Genomic DNA, 16,464 nt, shown 5'->3' on the forward strand with positions numbered 1-16,464 from the left:
ACAGATTTGTTAGAAATATAATTTTTTTAATTTATAAGAGTTCTAATTTATGAATAATTTTGATTTCATTATACTAGGAGCTGGATCTGCAGGCTGTGTTTTAGCAAATAGGCTATCGGAAAATCCTTCACACAAAGTTCTTTTGATTGAGGCTGGAGGTAAAGATAATTATCCATGGATCCATATTCCAGTTGGTTATTTTAAAACAATGCACAACCCTAATACTGACTGGTGCTACAAGACAGAACCAGATGAAAGCATGAATAATATTTCAATACGTTATCCCCGTGGAAAAACTTTAGGAGGAAGCTCTTCTATCAATGGACTTTTATATATCCGAGGACAACACAGAGATTATGATATTTGGAGACAGCTTGGAAATACTGGCTGGGGTTGGGATGATGTTCTGCCCTATTTTATAAAAGCAGAAAATCAAGAAAGAGGCAAAAGTGAATATCATGGAGTTGGTGGACCTCTCTCTGTCTCAGATCAAAGAATACATCTTCCTCTATTAGATGAGTTTCAGAACGCTGCTGAGGAATTTGGTGTACCAAAAACAAAAGATTTTAATACAGGAGACAATCATGGCTGTGGTTATTTTCAAGTAACAGAAAAAGATGGATTTAGATGCAGTACTGCTGTTGGTTATCTAAACCCTGTTAAGCATAGAAAAAATTTAACAATTATTACTCACGCTCATGTTAAAAAAATTAATTTTGAAAATAAAAAGGCAAAATCAATTGAGTATTGGCAAGATAATGAATTGAAAACAGCTGAAGCAAATAGAGAAGTTGTAGTTTCTTCTGGTGCAATCGGTTCTCCTCAAATATTGCAAGTGTCAGGAATTGGAAATCCAGAAAAACTAAAAAATTTAGGAATTGATATGGTTCATAATTTAAATGGTGTAGGTGAAAATCTACACGATCATTTAATGTTAAGACCTATTTATAAAATTAACGGTTTAAAATCTCTTAACAAAAAAATTAATAGCTTGTTTGGAAATTTGCTTATCGGATTAGAGTATGTTTTTAAAAGAAGTGGTCCAATGACTATGGGAGCAAGTCAGCTTTGTATGTTTGCAAAAAGTGACCCTTCTTTAGAATTACCAGATTTACAATGGCACGTTCAGCCAATGAGTATGGATACTTTGGGAGCTACAAAAAATCATGATTTTCACGCGTTTACTCCAACTGTTTCAAATATAAGACCTACAAGTAGAGGTCACGTAAGTATTGTTGATAAAGACTCGCGTGTTTACGCAAAAATAAAACAAAACTACCTATCAACTGATCACGATAGAATGATTGCTGCTAAAGGATTAAAATTGACAAGAAAAATTATAATGGAATCTGAAACTTTTAAGAAATATACACCTGAGGAATATAGACCTGGTATTCATATTGATGATGACGAGGAATTGGTGAAAGAAGCATCAAATTTTGCACAAACCATCTTTCATCCTGTTGGTACATGTAAGATGGGACAAGATGAGATGTCAGTAGTTGATGAAAAATTAAAAGTAAGAGGAATAGAAAATCTTAGAGTTATTGATGCATCAATAATGCCTAACATTACTTCAGGAAATACTAATGCACCTACGATTATGATTGCAGAAAAAGGTGCTGACATGATACTACAACAATAATGTTTGCAGAATTTTTTACTCCCGAACAAATTGCTATTTTAACACAAATAATTTTTATTGATTTAGTGTTAGCTGGTGACAATGCCATTATAATTGGAATGGTAGCCTCAAAATTTCCAGTTGAACAAAGGAAGAAAGTTATATTTTGGGGAATTGGTGGTGCAGTAATATTACGGATAATATTAACGTTACTAACAGCTTATTTGTTACAAATTACAGGACTAAGGCTTATTGGGGGAATTTTACTCCTTTATATTGTTTACAAACTTTATGTTGATGTAATCAAAGGCTCAGATGCAGAGGAAGATATAAAAGTAGACAACTCAAGTTTTTTAAAAGCAATTTGGACTGTTTTACTTGCTGATTTTACAATGAGTTTAGATAATGTTTTAGGTGTTGCTGGTGCTGCAGGTGATCATTATGGATTACTTGTATTTGGATTGGTTCTATCGATTGTTTTAATGGCAACTGCTGCAACATTAATTTCTGGATGGATAAAAAAATACAAATGGATTGCATGGGTTGGGTTATTAGCAATATTAATAGTAGCTGTTGAGTTGATTTATACAGATATTAAAATAATATTCTTTTAATGTATCTTCAAAAAATTAATCTTAAAAATAAGTACGCACTAGTTACTGGTGCTGGTAAAGGACTTGGGAGAGCTTGTTCTATTGCACTAGCTGAAGCTGGAGCAACAGTAATAGCATTAAGCAGAACTCCATCTGATTTAAATAAATTAGAAAAAGATATTAAAAAAATTAAAGGTAAAGTAATTAAAGTTCCTTGCGATGTAATGAATTATGAAGATCTAAAAGCAAAATTAGAAAAAATCAAAATTATTGATGTTTTAGTAAACAATGCTGGGACTAATATTCCTGAACCTTTTGAAAAAATTAAACAAAAAAGTATGAACTACTTGGTAGATTTAAATCTAAAAGCTGCATTTAATGTTGCGCAATTAGTAGTTAAGAAAATGCTTAAAAATAAAAAGAGACCTGGCTCTATAATTAATATGTCTTCTCAATTAGGTCATGTAGGTATGGGTGGGAGAAATGTTTACAATATGACTAAATTTGGGATTGAAGGTTTGACAAAAGGTATGGGTGTAGAGTTAGCTAAAAGAAATATAAGAGTTAATACAGTAGCTCCTACGTTTGTAGAAACTCCAATGGTAAAAAACTTTTTTAAAAATAAAAAATTTAAAAAACTAGCGCTTGGAAATATTCCAATGGGAAAAGCAGCAACTGAAAGTGATGTAGCAACAACAGTTTGTTTCTTAGCCTCACCTGCTTCCTCAATGATAACTGGAACATCAATTATAATAGATGGTGGATGGACAGCTCAGTAATAAATAGATTTTTTTTAATATTTTTCTTTTTTTTTTCAACTGCAAACGCGATAGAATTTGAAGGTAAATTCTTACAAGGTCATTTTATTTTAGGGAAAACAAATCCTGGTGCTAAGATATTTGTTGGAAAAAAAGAGGTAAGAGTATCACAGGATGGTTTTTTTGTTTTTGGTATTGATAGAGATCAAAAATATGATCTTACTTTTACAAAAATCTTTGATGGAAAGAAATCTACAATAACCAAAAAAGTTTTAAAAAGAAAATACAATATTCAAAGAATAGATGGCTTAGAAGAAAGCAAAGTAACCCCACCCGAGTCAGTCTATAAAAGAATTAAAAAAGAAAATAATGCAATTGGTGAAGCAAGAGCAATTAATTCTGAATTACAATTTTTTAAGCAAAAATTTATAATGCCTGTTGAAGGAATAATTAGTGGTGTTTATGGTAGTCAAAGAATTTTAAACGGTAAACCTAGATGGCCACATTACGGAATTGATATAGCTGCAAAACAAGGCACTATGATTAAATCATCTGCCTCAGGAAAAGTTACAATGGCTGAAGATGATTTATATTACACCGGTGGTACAGTCATTATGGATCACGGTCATGGTATATCAACTATATATTCACATTTAGAAAATGTTTTAGTTTCTGTTGGAGATTTAATTAATCAAGGAGATATTATTGGAACTGTAGGATCGACAGGTAGATCAACTGGACCTCATCTTGATTTTAGAATTAATTGGTTTCAAACTAGATTGGACCCAATGTCTGTTTTGGAAAATTAATAAAAAAACATCCAAATACCAACAAGAATTAATATAAATCCGCCAATTTTATTTAAAACTTTTAAATATTTTGATGCTATGAATTCTCTAAACTTGTCAAATACAAATGCATATGAGCTATCAAATATTGTAGCTACAATTATAAAGATAATTCCAAAATAAATTATCTGATAGCTAACAGGTTCATTTATATTAATAAATTGAGGAATAAATGCACCCAGAAACAAAAAGATTTTTGGATTAGTTAAAATCACTATTAACCCTTGGAGAAAATATTTTTTTTCAAATTTAGTTATTTGAGTTTTTTTTAAATCAATATCTGACTTAATTGCAATTACTCCAAGTGAAATTAAATAAATTGAACCTAGAATTCTTACATAATTAATAATCACTTCTAGAAAAGGAGAAACTATCTCAAATCCAAGTGCTAATAAAAATAACAAAATTAAAACACCAACTTGAGTACCTAAAACATTTAATAATCCTGCTTTTACACCAGATCTTAAAGAATTAGCAATTATCAGACTAACAGTGGGGCCAGGCACTATCACTATTAAAAAACTTGCTATAACAAAATATAGTAATACAAAATCCATAACAGTCTGAATTAATCAATAACAACTTGAGATAAAATTAAAACAAAAAAAATGAAATTTAAATCAAGAGAAACACTGGGAATTATTTTTGCAATAATTGCTTACTTTTCATTTTCAATCCTTGATGCAATTCAAAAAACTGCAGTTATTCATTACTCTATATTTCAATTATTATTTATCAAATATACTTTTGTGCTTTTGTTAGGCTTGATAGAAGCAAAAAGAGCTAACAATAATAATTTTTATAGATCTAATAATTTAAAACTTCAAATTATAAGAAGTCTACTATCTATTTTAGAATCTGGTTTTTTTGTTTTATCTTTTAAACACCTGTCTTTAGCAAACGCTCATAGCATAGGCGCACTAGCACCTATAATTATAGTTGCCTTGTCTGTATTTATTTTAAATGAGAGAGTATCAATCAAAACTTGGATAGCAATCTTTATAGGTTTTATTGGAGTTTTGATAATTATTAGACCTGCATCTGATGTATTTAGTGTAAATTCTTTTATTCCATTGCTAGCAGCTTTTTTTCTGGGTCTTTATCAAATCGCAACAAAAAAAATAACTGAATATGATGCTCCTGAAGTATCCTTGTTCTACTCTTCCCTAGTTGGGATTATTATAACCTCAATAATGGCATTTAATTTTTGGCAACCTGTTAATTTTAATTCTTTATATTTCTTTGTGCCAATTGGTTTATTTTTTTCATTAGGTATATACTTCCAAATATTAGCACTTAAAAATGCAAGAGCTAGCATAATACAGCCATTTCATTATACTTTAATTTTTTGGGCAATAATTTTTGGATTTTTCTTATATGATGATGTTCCAGATTTATTTACTATTATAGGTGCAATAATAATTACAACTTCAGGAATATTTGTTATTAATCAAACATCAAAAAAATAAATTAAAAATTCTTATGACAAAAACACTTAAAGATAAAATTTCAGATAAATTAGTTAATGCTTTTCTTAATAATAAAATTATCTCTCCTATACCTAGTAGATTTACAAAAAAACTTATTGAGGCGGATAAATTTAGAAAATTATGTGAAAGCAAAATAAAAGATCCAACAATAGGTTTTAAAGCTGGTGGAACTGGCATTCCGTTAATAAAAAAATTAAAAGAAAAAGAGCCTTTTATTGCATCTGTTTTCAAAAATAACTTAATAAAAAGTGGAAAGAAAGTAAAAATAAATAAATATGCTTTAGGGATTGAACTTGAAGTTTGTTATTTAATCAAAAAAACTTTTTTCACTTCAAAAGGTAAGGTCACAAATAGTAACATAACTAAATATATTTCACACATGGCACCGTGTATCGAAGTAGTTGGATATAGGCAAAAAAGAAAAGGTATTACTTCTTTTGGAGATTTAAGTAGTGACTTTGGAGGTAATATTAAATTTTTAATTGGACAAAAGAAAAAATTTAAAAAAATTAACATAGGTAATTTAAAAACAAATATTTCAAACAAAAAAGCTAAGCAAAGTGTAGATGGAAACACTAATGCTGTTTATGTAAATCCAATAAATTCATTAAGGTTTGTTTTAAATAAAGTTAAAAAAGATAAAATTAATTTAGACAAAGATTTTTATGTTTTTACAGGATCCACAGTTGGGGTTGTACCTATTATAAAAAAAGGAACATATACAGCAAAAATTGATAAACTTGGATCTGTAAGAGCAGTTATTTCATAATATTACAATCATAAGGATAATTTTATTCATAGAATACGTGTGTAAAAATTAGCTAATCATGAATAATATTATTCTTTTTATAATCACTCTTTTTTGTTGGTCACCCACCTGGTATCTAATTAAATTTCAATTAGGCTATGTTGATCCATTGGTATCTGTATTTTATAGATTTTTAATAGCTTCATTTATAATCTTTATTTTTTTAATAATTAAAAAAGAAAAATTACAATTTTCAATTAATCAACATTTTTGGTTTTTGTTTTTTGGAATTTGCTTGTATTCGGTAAATTATGTTTTCTTCTATTTGTCTAACACTTATTTAATTAGTGCTTTTCCAGCAATTGTATTTTCAACTGTGGTAATAATGAATATAGTTGGTGAAACATTCTATTTTAAAAAGAAACCTTCTATAAAAACTTTAATTGGAGCATCAATTGGCATGGTGGGTATTTTAATCATTTTTAATGATGAAATTTTCAATTTTAGTTTTAGCGAAGGAACCCATTTAGGATTGTTTCTAGCTCTAATTGGGACATTTAGTGCATCAACGGGTAATATGGTCCATCAAAGAAATTTAAACAATAATTTTCCACCAATACAAACAATAGCATATGCTATGTTTTATGGTTCAATTGTTACACTGGTAATCACAAAATTTCGAGGAGCTGAATTATTATTTGAAACTAGTTTCGGGTACATCTCATCACTGCTTTATCTTTCAATTTTTGGCTCAATATTTGCTTTTGTATCTTATTTAAAGTTACTTGAAAAAGTTGGACCTGGAAGAGCTGGTTATGTTGGTGTTGTAATGCCCGTTTTAGCACTAATTATTTCAACAATATTTGAAAATTTAGAATGGCAGTATGATTTAATCATGGGTCTTCCTATTTTAATTATTGGAGCTGTACTCGTTATCAATCAAAATATGAAAAAAACAAAATAAATTATAAGTGCTTGTGAAGTTTTGCCAAAATTCTATAAATTGGAATTGATCCAATGTCCTCATTATAAACTGCTTTTGGGTTCCATGTAAAACAAATTAAAAAAATACTTAGGAACAAAATTGTTTTGTTTTTGCTAAACTTTTTCGATAAATAAAAAAAAATCTTGTTCGTTTTGTTAAAAGAAATAATTTTATTTTTGAAACAAAACAAATAAAACAATAGCAACATTGTATAACTAATATTAAACCACCTGCCCCAATCAACAGCTATGAAAAAGGGGATAATTGTTGGTAAAAATAAAAATATCATTACCAATTGATAATTAAAAATACTAAAAATTATATTTTTAGTTTCATTAAATTTAGAAAAAAAAATTAAAAAGATTAAAAATATATATCCAATAAAAAATATTAATAAATTTCTTAAAAGATGTGTAGGTTTTGGACCCAATTCGTTTAAATAAACTTCTATATCTTTATCTAAAAAATATGCTCCTAGTCCACATTTTTCATTAAAAATTTTTTCAATATTTGAACACATCAATTCAAGTTCAATTGATGACATCTTTGAATTATAGATTATATAAATTATAAACAAAAAAAATATAGAACTAAAAATTATTAATATTATTCTTTCTAAATTAATTTTTTCTATTTTAAAAAATAAAACAATATAGAAGAACGGGAGATAAAATATTGCAATTTCATGTGTTAATAAGATTGGTGTATAAATAAATATTAATATAATTAATAATAATCTAAAACTTAAATAATTATAAATATAAGAAAAAAAAATAAATGCTAAAAAAATTAATAATTCTTTTCTGCCTAATGCTTCTCTTTCAGCAATTGGCCAAATTAAAAATAAGGGGGAAAGTAAAGCTATTATAATAAAATAATTTTTTTGAATATTTTTAATGAACAAAAAGATAGATATGTAATAAATAAAAAAAATTAAATATAAAAAATTTACAATTACCTCTCTTAAAGGTATTTTAATAAATAAGCTAATTTGAGCAAAAAATTCACCAAAAAAACCTCTCCTTACAAAACCACCTTGATAATTAATTAACCATTCTGAAATAGCATTGTTTGAAAAATGATCATAACTTGTGCTTAAAAAATAAATTGAACAAAAACATAAAAAAGCAATATAAATTCCAAAATAATAATTTAATTTTTTATCATTTTTTAACATTTAATTAATTTAGCTGTTTATATTTCAGAATTAGCTCTTAATCTCTCGTATTTTAATCTTAAATTTATACCCCATTTTAAAAAAGGATTTGGAGGTAATAAAGTAGGTTTTTTTCTTTTTTCAATTAATTCTATTTCATCAGTATTGATCCCACTTGCTCTATTAGCTATTTGTTCACCAAACAAAGTACCTACACCTATTCCTGATCCATTGTAGCAACCAGCAACAAAAACATTTTTATCAATGCATTCAAATAATTGTGAACTATTTCTAGTTCTGGATACAATTCCTGACCATGACGATTCAATAATATTATTTGGTAATTCAGGAAATCTTTTTGTTAAACCAATTTTATGTTTATATATTCTTTTTTCTAAGTCAATTTCAGACATATTATTGGGATTGTGTAGTTCTGCAGTATTTCTAATCAAAAGTCTTTTATTTTTTGTAAATCTTATAGTTGCTCCTAAAGGTCTTACTGGCAATACTCCCCATTCATTTGGTCTTCCTATATTTTCAAATTCTTGATCTGTTAGAGGTCTTGTCATGCTCGCTGTTAATGTAAGTGGAAAATTGTAATGTGGTTTAATGCCTAAAGAATTTAAAAAACCATTTGTAGCAAAAATAATTTTTTTTGTAATTATTTTTCCGTTCTTAAATTTACATATAATTTTGTCTTTTTCTTTTTCCCATTTTATTAAGAATGTGTTCTCATATAAATTAACATTATTTGGAAGTGCACCTATCATTGCTCGTACTAACTTTCCAGGATGCAATAACATTCCTCCTTTTGTATAAAGTCCTATTTTATAAAATTTTGTACCAAGTTTATTAAATAAATCCTTTTCATAAAAAATCTTATTTTCAAAATTTAATTTTTTTAATATTTTTGAAAATCTAATTAAAATTTTTTCATCCTCTAACTTTGATGTCGCAAAATACTTGCCGGCCTCATTCAATTCACAATCAACTTGATAGTTATTGATAAATTTTTTTATGCAATTAATACCTGCATTGTAAATATCTGTTTTTATTTTATAATTTTCTAAATCTTTGTTAGAAGTAAAACCATCATTCAAAGTTGTATCAACTAAATACCCTGAATTTCTTGAGCTGGCCCCTTCACCAGCTAACTGTGCATCAACTAAAGCAACAGATTGATTTGGAAATAATTCTCCCAATTTCCTCGCTGCTGACAAACCTGTATATCCAGCACCAATTATTGTCCAATCAAAATCTTCTTTTTTGTCTTCAAATGATTTTATATTTTTTCTCGGAGGTAAATCTTTAATCCATCCACATCTTTGATCGTTTATTATAGTCACTTATTTATATTATTCGATTTATTAATAATTTGATTATAAACATCTTCAGCAAATAATTTATAACCGTATCTATTAAAATGTGTGTTCAGTTTATAATGAAAAACACTAAGAGGATTATTTAAATTCAAAAATCGATTTTCACCATCTATGAAAGTAAATCCATTTTTTTCAGATATTTCTTTTACATTTTTTTTTAAAATATCTAGTTGTTTAATTTGAGGGTTTGTTGAGTAAAAACCAATTCTATTTGATTTAAAATTAGATAATCTTTGCCAGCTAGGAATGTAATAAATATACCTTTCTCGAATTTTTTTTTGATCTAAATAATTACTAGCAATTTTAATCACTTGTTCATATTCATGATTATTTAGTAGAGCTTCATATTTTTTAAAAATTTTTAATAAAGAAGATAAACCATTTATTTCCTCTGCTAACCAAACTCTAAATTTATAAAAGTTTGATATATAAAATTTTTTTTTAACTTTATATAATTCATCATTACTAATACTTTGATTAATACTTTTTTTTCTTTCATTATGATTAGGTCTTATTGTTTTTTTATAATACTCATATTTGTTGAGTTCATCGTTATAATCATTTCCCTCATAAAAAAACCAAATCAAAGAATTAAAATTAGTATTTTGTGTAACCTCAGTTAAAGTCGCTAATTGACTAACATAATTATCTGCTCCTACACCTAAATTTAAAAATTTTTTGTCTTTAGAAAGCATCTTCAGTTGGCTTTTAAAATCATAAGGTTTGCTCTCACAAACAGAAATAATAAAAGAATCTCCTAGTAAAACATAATCCGTTTCTTGATGTAGTTCATCTTGATTTTCTCTAAACCCATAATTGTCTAATGCATAAATTAGTTCATATTTGCCAGATTCAAAACTTCCACAATCCTCGTTTTTTATAGGACCTGAATATTTTAAATTTTTATATTCATCTGAGTAAAATTTAATTTCATTTTCATGTTTTATTTTTGAATTTAAGGATTTGTAATATATGAGCTTCTCTTTTTTTTTCCTTAATGAACCATTTTCTAAATTGTAAACCAGCTCGTAATATCTAGGTGGTCCAGATATAAATAAATTTATAAATTTTAATAAAAAAAAAATACTAATAACCAATACTAATAAAACTGATATGTTGATAAGTATTATTTTTTTCAAAATTGAATTTTGTGATTAATCTTTCTCAAAATTATTAGAATAATCTAATTTCAAGCTTTGATTTTGCATTTTTTTATCCAAAATACAATTTCCTATGACAAGATAGTCTAATTCAGTGCCCATAAAACAATTAAAAGCATCAGTTGGTGTATTAACAATTGGCTCACCTCTTACGTTAAAAGATGTGTTTACAATTACAGGGCACCCAGTTTTTTCTTTAAATTTAGAAATTAAATCAAAATAATATTTGTTAGTTTTTTTTGTAACTGTTTGTATTCTAGCTGTATAGTCAACATGAGTAACTGCTGGTATTTCTGATCTTTTTACATTTAACTTATCTATTCCAAATAGTTTTTTTTGTTCTTCCGTCATTTTTATTTTTTTTTTATCATTAATGTTAGCAATTAAAAGCATATATGGACTATCAACATCTAAATCAAACCATTCAGATAAATCGTCTCTTAATATTGACGGTGCAAACGGTCTGAAACTCTCTCTATATTTAACTTTTAAATTAAGATTTTTTTGCATTTTGTCAGATCTTGGGTCCCCAAGTATAGACCTACCACCTAATGCTCTTGGTCCAAATTCCATTCTACCTTGAAACCAACCAATTGCATTTTCATTCGCTAAAAGTTTTGCTGTTTTATCTATTAAATTTTCGTATTCAAATGTTTGAAAATTAGCACCTAAAGAATTCAATTCTTCTTCTATTTGTTTTTGATCAAACTCACATCCCAAATAAGATCCCTTCATACTATCATTGTCACTTAATACTCTTCTATTTCCTTGTTCAATGTGCCAAAGTGCAAGGGCAGCACCTAGTGAACCTCCAGCATCACCTGCTGCAGGCTGTATCCAAATATTATCAAAAATTTTTTCTTTTAAAATTTTACCGTTAGCTACACAATTTAAAGCTACACCACCTGCTAGACATAAATTTTTAATTCCATATTCTTCACGAATAGATTTTGCAAGTTTGATCATTATTTCCTCAGTTACACTTTGAATAGAGGAAGCAATGTCCATATGAAATTGGGTTAATTTATCTTTTTTTGGATCGCGAGGTTTTTGGCCAAATAAATTATAAAATTTATCATTTGTCATTGTCAAACCAGTAGCATAATTAAAATATTTTTGATCTAATCGAAAAGTTCCATCCTTTTTAATATCTACAATTTTTTTTATTTTTTCTTGAAAGATTGGTGATCCATATGGAGCTAGCCCCATAAGCTTATACTCTCCACTGTTTACTTTAAAGCCCGTGTAATAAGTAAATGCTGAATACAAAAGTCCTAATGAATGTGGAAAATGAATTTCTTTTTTAACTTCTAAATTATTTCCTTTACCAACTGCTACAGTAGTTGTTGCCCACTCACCTACTCCATCAGCAGTTAGTACAACAGCTTCATCAAATGGAGATGGGAAAAAAGCACTAGCTGCATGACTTAAATGATGATCAGAAAAATAAATATTTTCATCTGATCTGAAATTTTCATCATGTTCTTTTAATTTATTAAATAATAAATTTTTCTGAAAAAGTTTTTCTTTAATCCATAACGGCATTGCTTTACTAAAAGAGACAAAACCTTTAGGAGCAAAAGCAACATAAGTCTCTAACAATCTTTCAAATTTTAAAAAAGGTTTTTCAAAAAAAACCACTTGATCAATTTCACTTAGTTTTAAATTTGAAAAATTTAAAACAAAATTAATGGCATTTTTTGGGTAATTTGAGTCGTGTTTTTTTCTAGTAAACCTCTCTTCTTGAGCTGCAGCAATAATTTCGCCATCTTGAATTATGCATGCTGCACTATCATGATAAAAAGCTGATATTCCTAGAATGGATTTCACTTTAAAAAATAGTATAAATAAATGGAGCTACCGCAGATCCTTGACTTAAAATAATTAACCCACCAAATAAAAATAGGACTATAATTATTGGTAACAACCAATATTTTTTTCTTACTTTTAAAAATTCCCAAAATTCTTTTAAAAAACTCATTTTAGAATTGATTTTTCATTTTACTTTTTGGTTCTGTTTTTTCAATCCAATAAGTGTTATTATTGTTAAATTTTAAATTTAACAAATCCTTATTTAATAACCTCATTATTAATCCTATAGGTGTAACAACTAAAAAAAATATAATACCCATAACTAATGGTGAAACTATTTTTCCAAGAAGAATTCCAAACTTAAACCATAGTTTATTAAAAGGGTTTAAAATTCTAGAATTTATCAGTCCAAGAAATAAAAAAATTATTGATATAGATAAAAACCACAGTCTTAGCTCATCTCCATTAATTAGTGGATAAATTGCTATAAGTAAAAAAACTATAAAAAATACAATTCCAAAACTTCTATTAGAACCTATTTTAATTTCATCCATTTAAAGATTTCTGAGGTTTCATATCTGCTTTGTTGATACCAGCAACTCTTACTGGTTTCTTCATCGCATCTCTTCTAAATGGCTCACCAAGCTCTTGGTTTAGAATTACTTCTATAAATGTTGTAATCCCTTTCTTTTGATCTTCACAAGATTGCTTGATTGCATTTGTAGTTTCTTCCATTGTCTTAACGGTTACACCTTTTAAACCACATGCATCAGCAACTTTGGCGTAACTTAACTCAGGGTCTAACTCAGTTCCAACAAAATTGTTATCAAACCATAGAGTAGTATTTCTTTTCTCTGCACCCCATTGATAATTTCTGAAAATTACCATTGTAATTGCAGGCCATTCTTCCCTTGCACATGAGCTCATCTCATTCATGCTAATTCCAAAAGCTCCATCACCTGCAAAACCAATCACTGGAGTATCAGGACAACCAATTTTTGCACCTAGTATAGATGGAAATCCATAACCACAAGGTCCAAATAAACCAGGGGCTAAATATTTTCTTGGTTTTTCAAACGTTGGATAAGCATTTCCTATTGCACAGTTATTTCCAATATCACTTGAAATAATTACATCATCAGGCATACCAGATTGAATTGCTCTCCAAGCTTGTCTTGGGGACATTCTATCTGAATCTCTTTCTCTTGCTTCTTTATTCCAAACTGTTCCTTCGTCATCATCTTCATGATCTAAACTTGATAGTTTTTGTAACCATGCAGATTTTGTTTGGTGAATTAAATCTTTTCTAGCTTGTCTATCAGTATCTCCAGCGTTTGAAGATAGTTTTGCTAAAATTTGCTCTGCAACCAATTTTGCATCACCACTTATTCCAACAGATACTTTTTTAGTCAAACCAATTCTATCAGGATTAATATCTACTTGAATGATGTTTGCATTCTTTGGCCAATAATCAATTCCATATCCTGGTAAAGTTGAAAATGGATTTAATCTTGTACCTAATGCTAAAACAACATCAGCTTTTGAAATTAATTCCATTGCAGCCTTAGAGCCATTGTAACCTAAAGGTCCTACTGCTAGTGGGTGACTTCCTGGAAAACTATCGTTATGTTGATAACCAGAACATACTGGTGCATCTAATTTTTCAGCAAGATTTTTAGTAGCATCAATAGCTCCACCAATAACAACACCAGCACCTGAAAGTATTACTGGAAATTTTGCATTAGATAATAAATCAGCAGCTTTAGAAACAGCATCGTTACCTCCACCTTGTCTTTCTAATCTTACAATTGGTGGTAAATCTATATCAATAACCTGACACCAATAATCTCTTGGAACGTTTATTTGTGCTGGAGCTGAGCCTCTTATAGCTTTTTCGATTACTCTGTTTAGAACTTCTGCCATTCTTGATGGGTCTCTAACTTCTTCTTGATAACAAACCATATCTTTAAACAGGTTCATTTGTTCTACTTCTTGAAAACCACCTTGGCCCATAGTTTTATTTGCAGCTTGTGGTGTTACTAATAATAGAGGTGTGTGATTCCAATATGCAGTTTTAATTGGAGTTACTAGTCCTGTTATTCCTGGTCCGTTTTGTGCAATGACCATAGACATTTTACCTGTAGCTCTTGTATAACCATCAGCAATTAAACCACCATTTGTTTCATGGGCTACATCCCAAAAAGTAATTCCTGCATCAGGAAAAATATCTGATATTGGCATGAAAGCAGAACCGATAATTCCAAAAGCGTGTTCAATGCCGTGCATTTGTAAAACTTTTACAAAAGCTTCTTCTGTTGTCATTTTTGTCATAAGACTAGAACCCCTCTAAAGTATAATTATTAAGAATTTATAAAATTCGTTTGTCAATTTTCGCGATTAATATATAAGATTTCGTAAATTTCAAACAAACAATTCGACACAACATTATGGCTACAGACATCATTATACACGACGAAAAAGACAACGTAGGAGTAGTTGTTATTGAAAAAATCACTCCAAAACAGGACTGCTCTTGCTGGATTATGGAAAATGACAAGACAGTTAACATTCAATCTGAAGATGAAATACCTCTAGGACACAAAATTGCAATGAGCGATTTAAGTGAAGGTGACACTATTATTAAATACGGTCATGATATTGGTAAAGTAGTCAAATCAATTAAAAAAGGTGAACACGTACATGTTCACAACGTTAAAACAAAGAAGTGGTAGTAATATGGAAATCCCAAAAAGTTTTTTAGGTTATAAAAGAGAAAATGGCAGAGCTGGAACAAGAAATCATGTAATCATTTTGCCTGTTGATGATATTTCAAATGCTTGTGCAGAAGCTGTAGCAAACAATATTAAAGGCACAATTGCGCTACCTCACTCGTATGGAAGATTACAGTTTGGCGCTGATTTAGAGTTACATTTTAGAACAATGATAGGTACAGCAAAAAACCCAAATGTTGCTGCTGCTATAATTATTGGCATTGAGCCTAAATGGACTAAAAGAATTGTTGATGAAGTAGCAAAAACTGGAAAACCTGTTGAAGGTTTTAGTATTGAAGGTGCTGGTGACATTGAGACAATCATGAAAGCTTCAAAAAAAGCTCAAGAATTTTCAATGTGGGCTTCTGAAAAACAAAGAGAAGAATGTCCAATAAGTGATCTTTGGATTTCTGTAAAATGTGGAGAGTCTGATACTACTTCAGGTCTTGCGTCTAATCCAACAGTTGGAAATTTAATGGACAAATTAGAGCCATTAGGGGTTCATTTATGTTTTGGTGAAACTTCAGAACTTACAGGTGCTGAGACTGTTTGTGAAAAAAGAGGTAAAACTCCAGAAGCACAAGAGAAATTTAAAAAAACTTGGAATGAATACAATGACTTCATTTTAAAAGAAGCAACAGATGATTTATCAGAAAGTCAACCAACTGCAGGAAATATAGCTGGGGGACTGACCACAATTGAAGAAAAAGCATTTGGAAATTTTCAAAAAATAGGATCAAGACAATTCGTAGATGTATTAACACCTGCTGAAGAACCGCAAAAAGGTCCTGGATTATATTTTATGGATACTTCTTCAGCTGCAGCCGAATGTGTTACGTTGCAAGCTGCGGGTGGTTTTAATATTCACTTATTCCCAACAGGACAAGGAAATATTATTGGAAATCCAATTGAACCAGTTGTAAAATTAACGGCCAATCCATTAACAGCAGTCAGCATGAAAGAACATATCGACTGCGATGTTTCTAAAATACTTTCTAGAGAAATGAATTTGGATCAAGCTGGTGATGAACTAATCAAAGCAACTATTAGAACAGCTAATGGAAGGTTAACTTGTGCTGAAGCTTTAGGTCATAGAGAATTTGTAATGACTAAGCTTTACAGAAGTGCTTAATAAAT

General features: G+C 28.9%; 17 protein-coding genes. 9 read left to right on the forward strand and 8 right to left on the reverse strand.

Features of this window, described 5'->3' with window-relative positions; translation table 11 throughout:
* Positions 1 to 49 precede the first annotated feature (49 nt).
* Genes ACTTA8_RS03475 through ACTTA8_RS03490 form a run of 4 tightly spaced genes read left to right on the forward strand, consistent with a single transcriptional unit; the run spans position 50 to position 3,784 of the window.
* Positions 50 to 1,645, forward strand: a complete 1,596-nt coding sequence (locus ACTTA8_RS03475; protein ID WP_440654336.1) for a GMC family oxidoreductase — start codon at positions 50 to 52, stop codon at positions 1,643 to 1,645.
* Positions 1,645 to 2,238: a TerC family protein gene (locus ACTTA8_RS03480; RefSeq protein WP_440654338.1), complete on the forward strand. Its 594-nt coding sequence runs from the start codon at positions 1,645 to 1,647 to the stop codon at positions 2,236 to 2,238. The genes ACTTA8_RS03475 and ACTTA8_RS03480 overlap by 1 nt, the downstream gene beginning before the upstream one ends.
* Entirely contained in the window at positions 2,238 to 2,996 is a 759-nt protein-coding gene (locus ACTTA8_RS03485; protein WP_440614478.1) for an SDR family NAD(P)-dependent oxidoreductase, read from the forward strand. The genes ACTTA8_RS03480 and ACTTA8_RS03485 overlap by 1 nt, the downstream gene beginning before the upstream one ends.
* Positions 2,981 to 3,784, forward strand: coding sequence for a M23 family metallopeptidase (locus tag ACTTA8_RS03490; RefSeq protein WP_440654340.1), 804 nt, complete (start codon positions 2,981 to 2,983; stop codon positions 3,782 to 3,784). The genes ACTTA8_RS03485 and ACTTA8_RS03490 overlap by 16 nt, the downstream gene beginning before the upstream one ends.
* On the opposite strand, the gene ACTTA8_RS03495 is transcribed toward ACTTA8_RS03490, so the two are convergent.
* Positions 3,781 to 4,380, reverse strand: a complete 600-nt coding sequence (locus ACTTA8_RS03495; RefSeq protein WP_440654342.1) for a LysE family translocator — start codon at positions 4,378 to 4,380, stop codon at positions 3,781 to 3,783. The genes ACTTA8_RS03490 and ACTTA8_RS03495 overlap by 4 nt on opposite strands.
* A gap of 51 nt (positions 4,381 to 4,431) precedes the next feature.
* Here ACTTA8_RS03495 and ACTTA8_RS03500 point away from each other — a divergent pair, with 51 nt between their 5' ends.
* From ACTTA8_RS03500 to ACTTA8_RS03510, 3 genes are read left to right on the forward strand one after another with little or no spacing between them, the layout of a single operon-like run.
* A complete protein-coding gene (locus ACTTA8_RS03500; RefSeq protein ID WP_440654343.1) occupies positions 4,432 to 5,292 on the forward strand; it encodes a DMT family transporter in 861 nt (286 codons plus the stop codon).
* Between the two features lie 13 nt (positions 5,293 to 5,305).
* Positions 5,306 to 6,082: a fumarylacetoacetate hydrolase gene (locus ACTTA8_RS03505; protein ID WP_440654344.1), complete on the forward strand. Its 777-nt coding sequence runs from the start codon at positions 5,306 to 5,308 to the stop codon at positions 6,080 to 6,082.
* A gap of 58 nt (positions 6,083 to 6,140) precedes the next feature.
* Positions 6,141 to 7,025 carry a DMT family transporter gene (locus ACTTA8_RS03510; RefSeq protein WP_440654345.1) on the forward strand — a complete coding sequence of 295 codons (885 nt, stop codon included), beginning with the start codon at positions 6,141 to 6,143 and terminating at the stop codon, positions 7,023 to 7,025.
* A gap of 1 nt (position 7,026) precedes the next feature.
* Here the strand turns inward: ACTTA8_RS03510 and ACTTA8_RS03515 are convergent, their stop codons facing one another.
* The 7 genes from ACTTA8_RS03515 to xsc are packed head-to-tail and all read right to left on the reverse strand — an operon-like array spanning position 7,027 to position 14,887.
* Positions 7,027 to 8,223 (reverse strand): hypothetical protein, encoded by a 1,197-nt coding sequence (locus ACTTA8_RS03515; RefSeq protein ID WP_440654346.1) that lies wholly within the window; start codon positions 8,221 to 8,223, stop codon positions 7,027 to 7,029.
* 17 nt (positions 8,224 to 8,240) lie between these two features.
* Entirely contained in the window at positions 8,241 to 9,548 is a 1,308-nt protein-coding gene (locus ACTTA8_RS03520) for an NAD(P)/FAD-dependent oxidoreductase (protein WP_440654347.1), read from the reverse strand.
* Entirely contained in the window at positions 9,545 to 10,723 is a 1,179-nt protein-coding gene (locus tag ACTTA8_RS03525; RefSeq protein ID WP_440654348.1) for a hypothetical protein, read from the reverse strand. The genes ACTTA8_RS03520 and ACTTA8_RS03525 overlap by 4 nt, the downstream gene beginning before the upstream one ends.
* Before the next feature lie 15 nt (positions 10,724 to 10,738).
* On the reverse strand, positions 10,739 to 12,574 hold the full coding sequence (locus ACTTA8_RS03530; protein WP_440654349.1) for a carbamoyltransferase family protein: 1,836 nt from the start codon (positions 12,572 to 12,574) through the stop codon (positions 10,739 to 10,741).
* Between the two features lies 1 nt (position 12,575).
* Positions 12,576 to 12,725, reverse strand: coding sequence for a DUF5989 family protein (locus tag ACTTA8_RS03535; protein WP_440654350.1), 150 nt, complete (start codon positions 12,723 to 12,725; stop codon positions 12,576 to 12,578).
* Between the two features lies 1 nt (position 12,726).
* Positions 12,727 to 13,110: an SxtJ family membrane protein gene (locus ACTTA8_RS03540; RefSeq protein WP_440654351.1), complete on the reverse strand. Its 384-nt coding sequence runs from the start codon at positions 13,108 to 13,110 to the stop codon at positions 12,727 to 12,729.
* Positions 13,103 to 14,887: a sulfoacetaldehyde acetyltransferase gene (gene xsc, locus ACTTA8_RS03545; protein WP_440654352.1), complete on the reverse strand. Its 1,785-nt coding sequence runs from the start codon at positions 14,885 to 14,887 to the stop codon at positions 13,103 to 13,105. Before xsc ends, ACTTA8_RS03540 begins: the two co-directional genes overlap by 8 nt.
* Before the next feature lie 116 nt (positions 14,888 to 15,003).
* Here xsc and ACTTA8_RS03550 point away from each other — a divergent pair, with 116 nt between their 5' ends.
* Together ACTTA8_RS03550 and ACTTA8_RS03555 are read left to right on the forward strand one after the other, a co-directional pair.
* Entirely contained in the window at positions 15,004 to 15,288 is a 285-nt protein-coding gene (locus tag ACTTA8_RS03550; protein ID WP_440654353.1) for a UxaA family hydrolase, read from the forward strand.
* A gap of 4 nt (positions 15,289 to 15,292) precedes the next feature.
* A complete protein-coding gene (locus ACTTA8_RS03555; RefSeq protein WP_075506613.1) occupies positions 15,293 to 16,459 on the forward strand; it encodes a UxaA family hydrolase in 1,167 nt (388 codons plus the stop codon).
* The last annotated feature ends 5 nt before the right edge of the window (positions 16,460 to 16,464 follow it).

It is taken from the genome of Candidatus Pelagibacter sp. HIMB1506, assembly GCF_052047935.1.
GTDB lineage: Bacteria > Pseudomonadota > Alphaproteobacteria > Pelagibacterales > Pelagibacteraceae > Pelagibacter.

Coding starts and splice junctions, on each gene's coding strand:
- ACTTA8_RS03475 (WP_440654336.1), top strand. CDS start 50: ATGAATAATTTTGATTTCATTATACTAGGAGCTGGATCTGCAGGCTGT.
- ACTTA8_RS03480 (WP_440654338.1), top strand. CDS start 1,645: ATGTTTGCAGAATTTTTTACTCCCGAACAAATTGCTATTTTAACACAA.
- ACTTA8_RS03485 (WP_440614478.1), top strand. CDS start 2,238: ATGTATCTTCAAAAAATTAATCTTAAAAATAAGTACGCACTAGTTACT.
- ACTTA8_RS03490 (WP_440654340.1), top strand. CDS start 2,981: ATGGACAGCTCAGTAATAAATAGATTTTTTTTAATATTTTTCTTTTTT.
- ACTTA8_RS03495 (WP_440654342.1), bottom strand. CDS start 4,380: ATGGATTTTGTATTACTATATTTTGTTATAGCAAGTTTTTTAATAGTG.
- ACTTA8_RS03500 (WP_440654343.1), top strand. CDS start 4,432: ATGAAATTTAAATCAAGAGAAACACTGGGAATTATTTTTGCAATAATT.
- ACTTA8_RS03505 (WP_440654344.1), top strand. CDS start 5,306: ATGACAAAAACACTTAAAGATAAAATTTCAGATAAATTAGTTAATGCT.
- ACTTA8_RS03510 (WP_440654345.1), top strand. CDS start 6,141: ATGAATAATATTATTCTTTTTATAATCACTCTTTTTTGTTGGTCACCC.
- ACTTA8_RS03515 (WP_440654346.1), bottom strand. CDS start 8,223: ATGTTAAAAAATGATAAAAAATTAAATTATTATTTTGGAATTTATATT.
- ACTTA8_RS03535 (WP_440654350.1), bottom strand. CDS start 12,725: ATGAGTTTTTTAAAAGAATTTTGGGAATTTTTAAAAGTAAGAAAAAAA.
- ACTTA8_RS03540 (WP_440654351.1), bottom strand. CDS start 13,110: ATGGATGAAATTAAAATAGGTTCTAATAGAAGTTTTGGAATTGTATTT.
- xsc (WP_440654352.1), bottom strand. CDS start 14,887: ATGACAAAAATGACAACAGAAGAAGCTTTTGTAAAAGTTTTACAAATG.
- ACTTA8_RS03550 (WP_440654353.1), top strand. CDS start 15,004: ATGGCTACAGACATCATTATACACGACGAAAAAGACAACGTAGGAGTA.
- ACTTA8_RS03555 (WP_075506613.1), top strand. CDS start 15,293: ATGGAAATCCCAAAAAGTTTTTTAGGTTATAAAAGAGAAAATGGCAGA.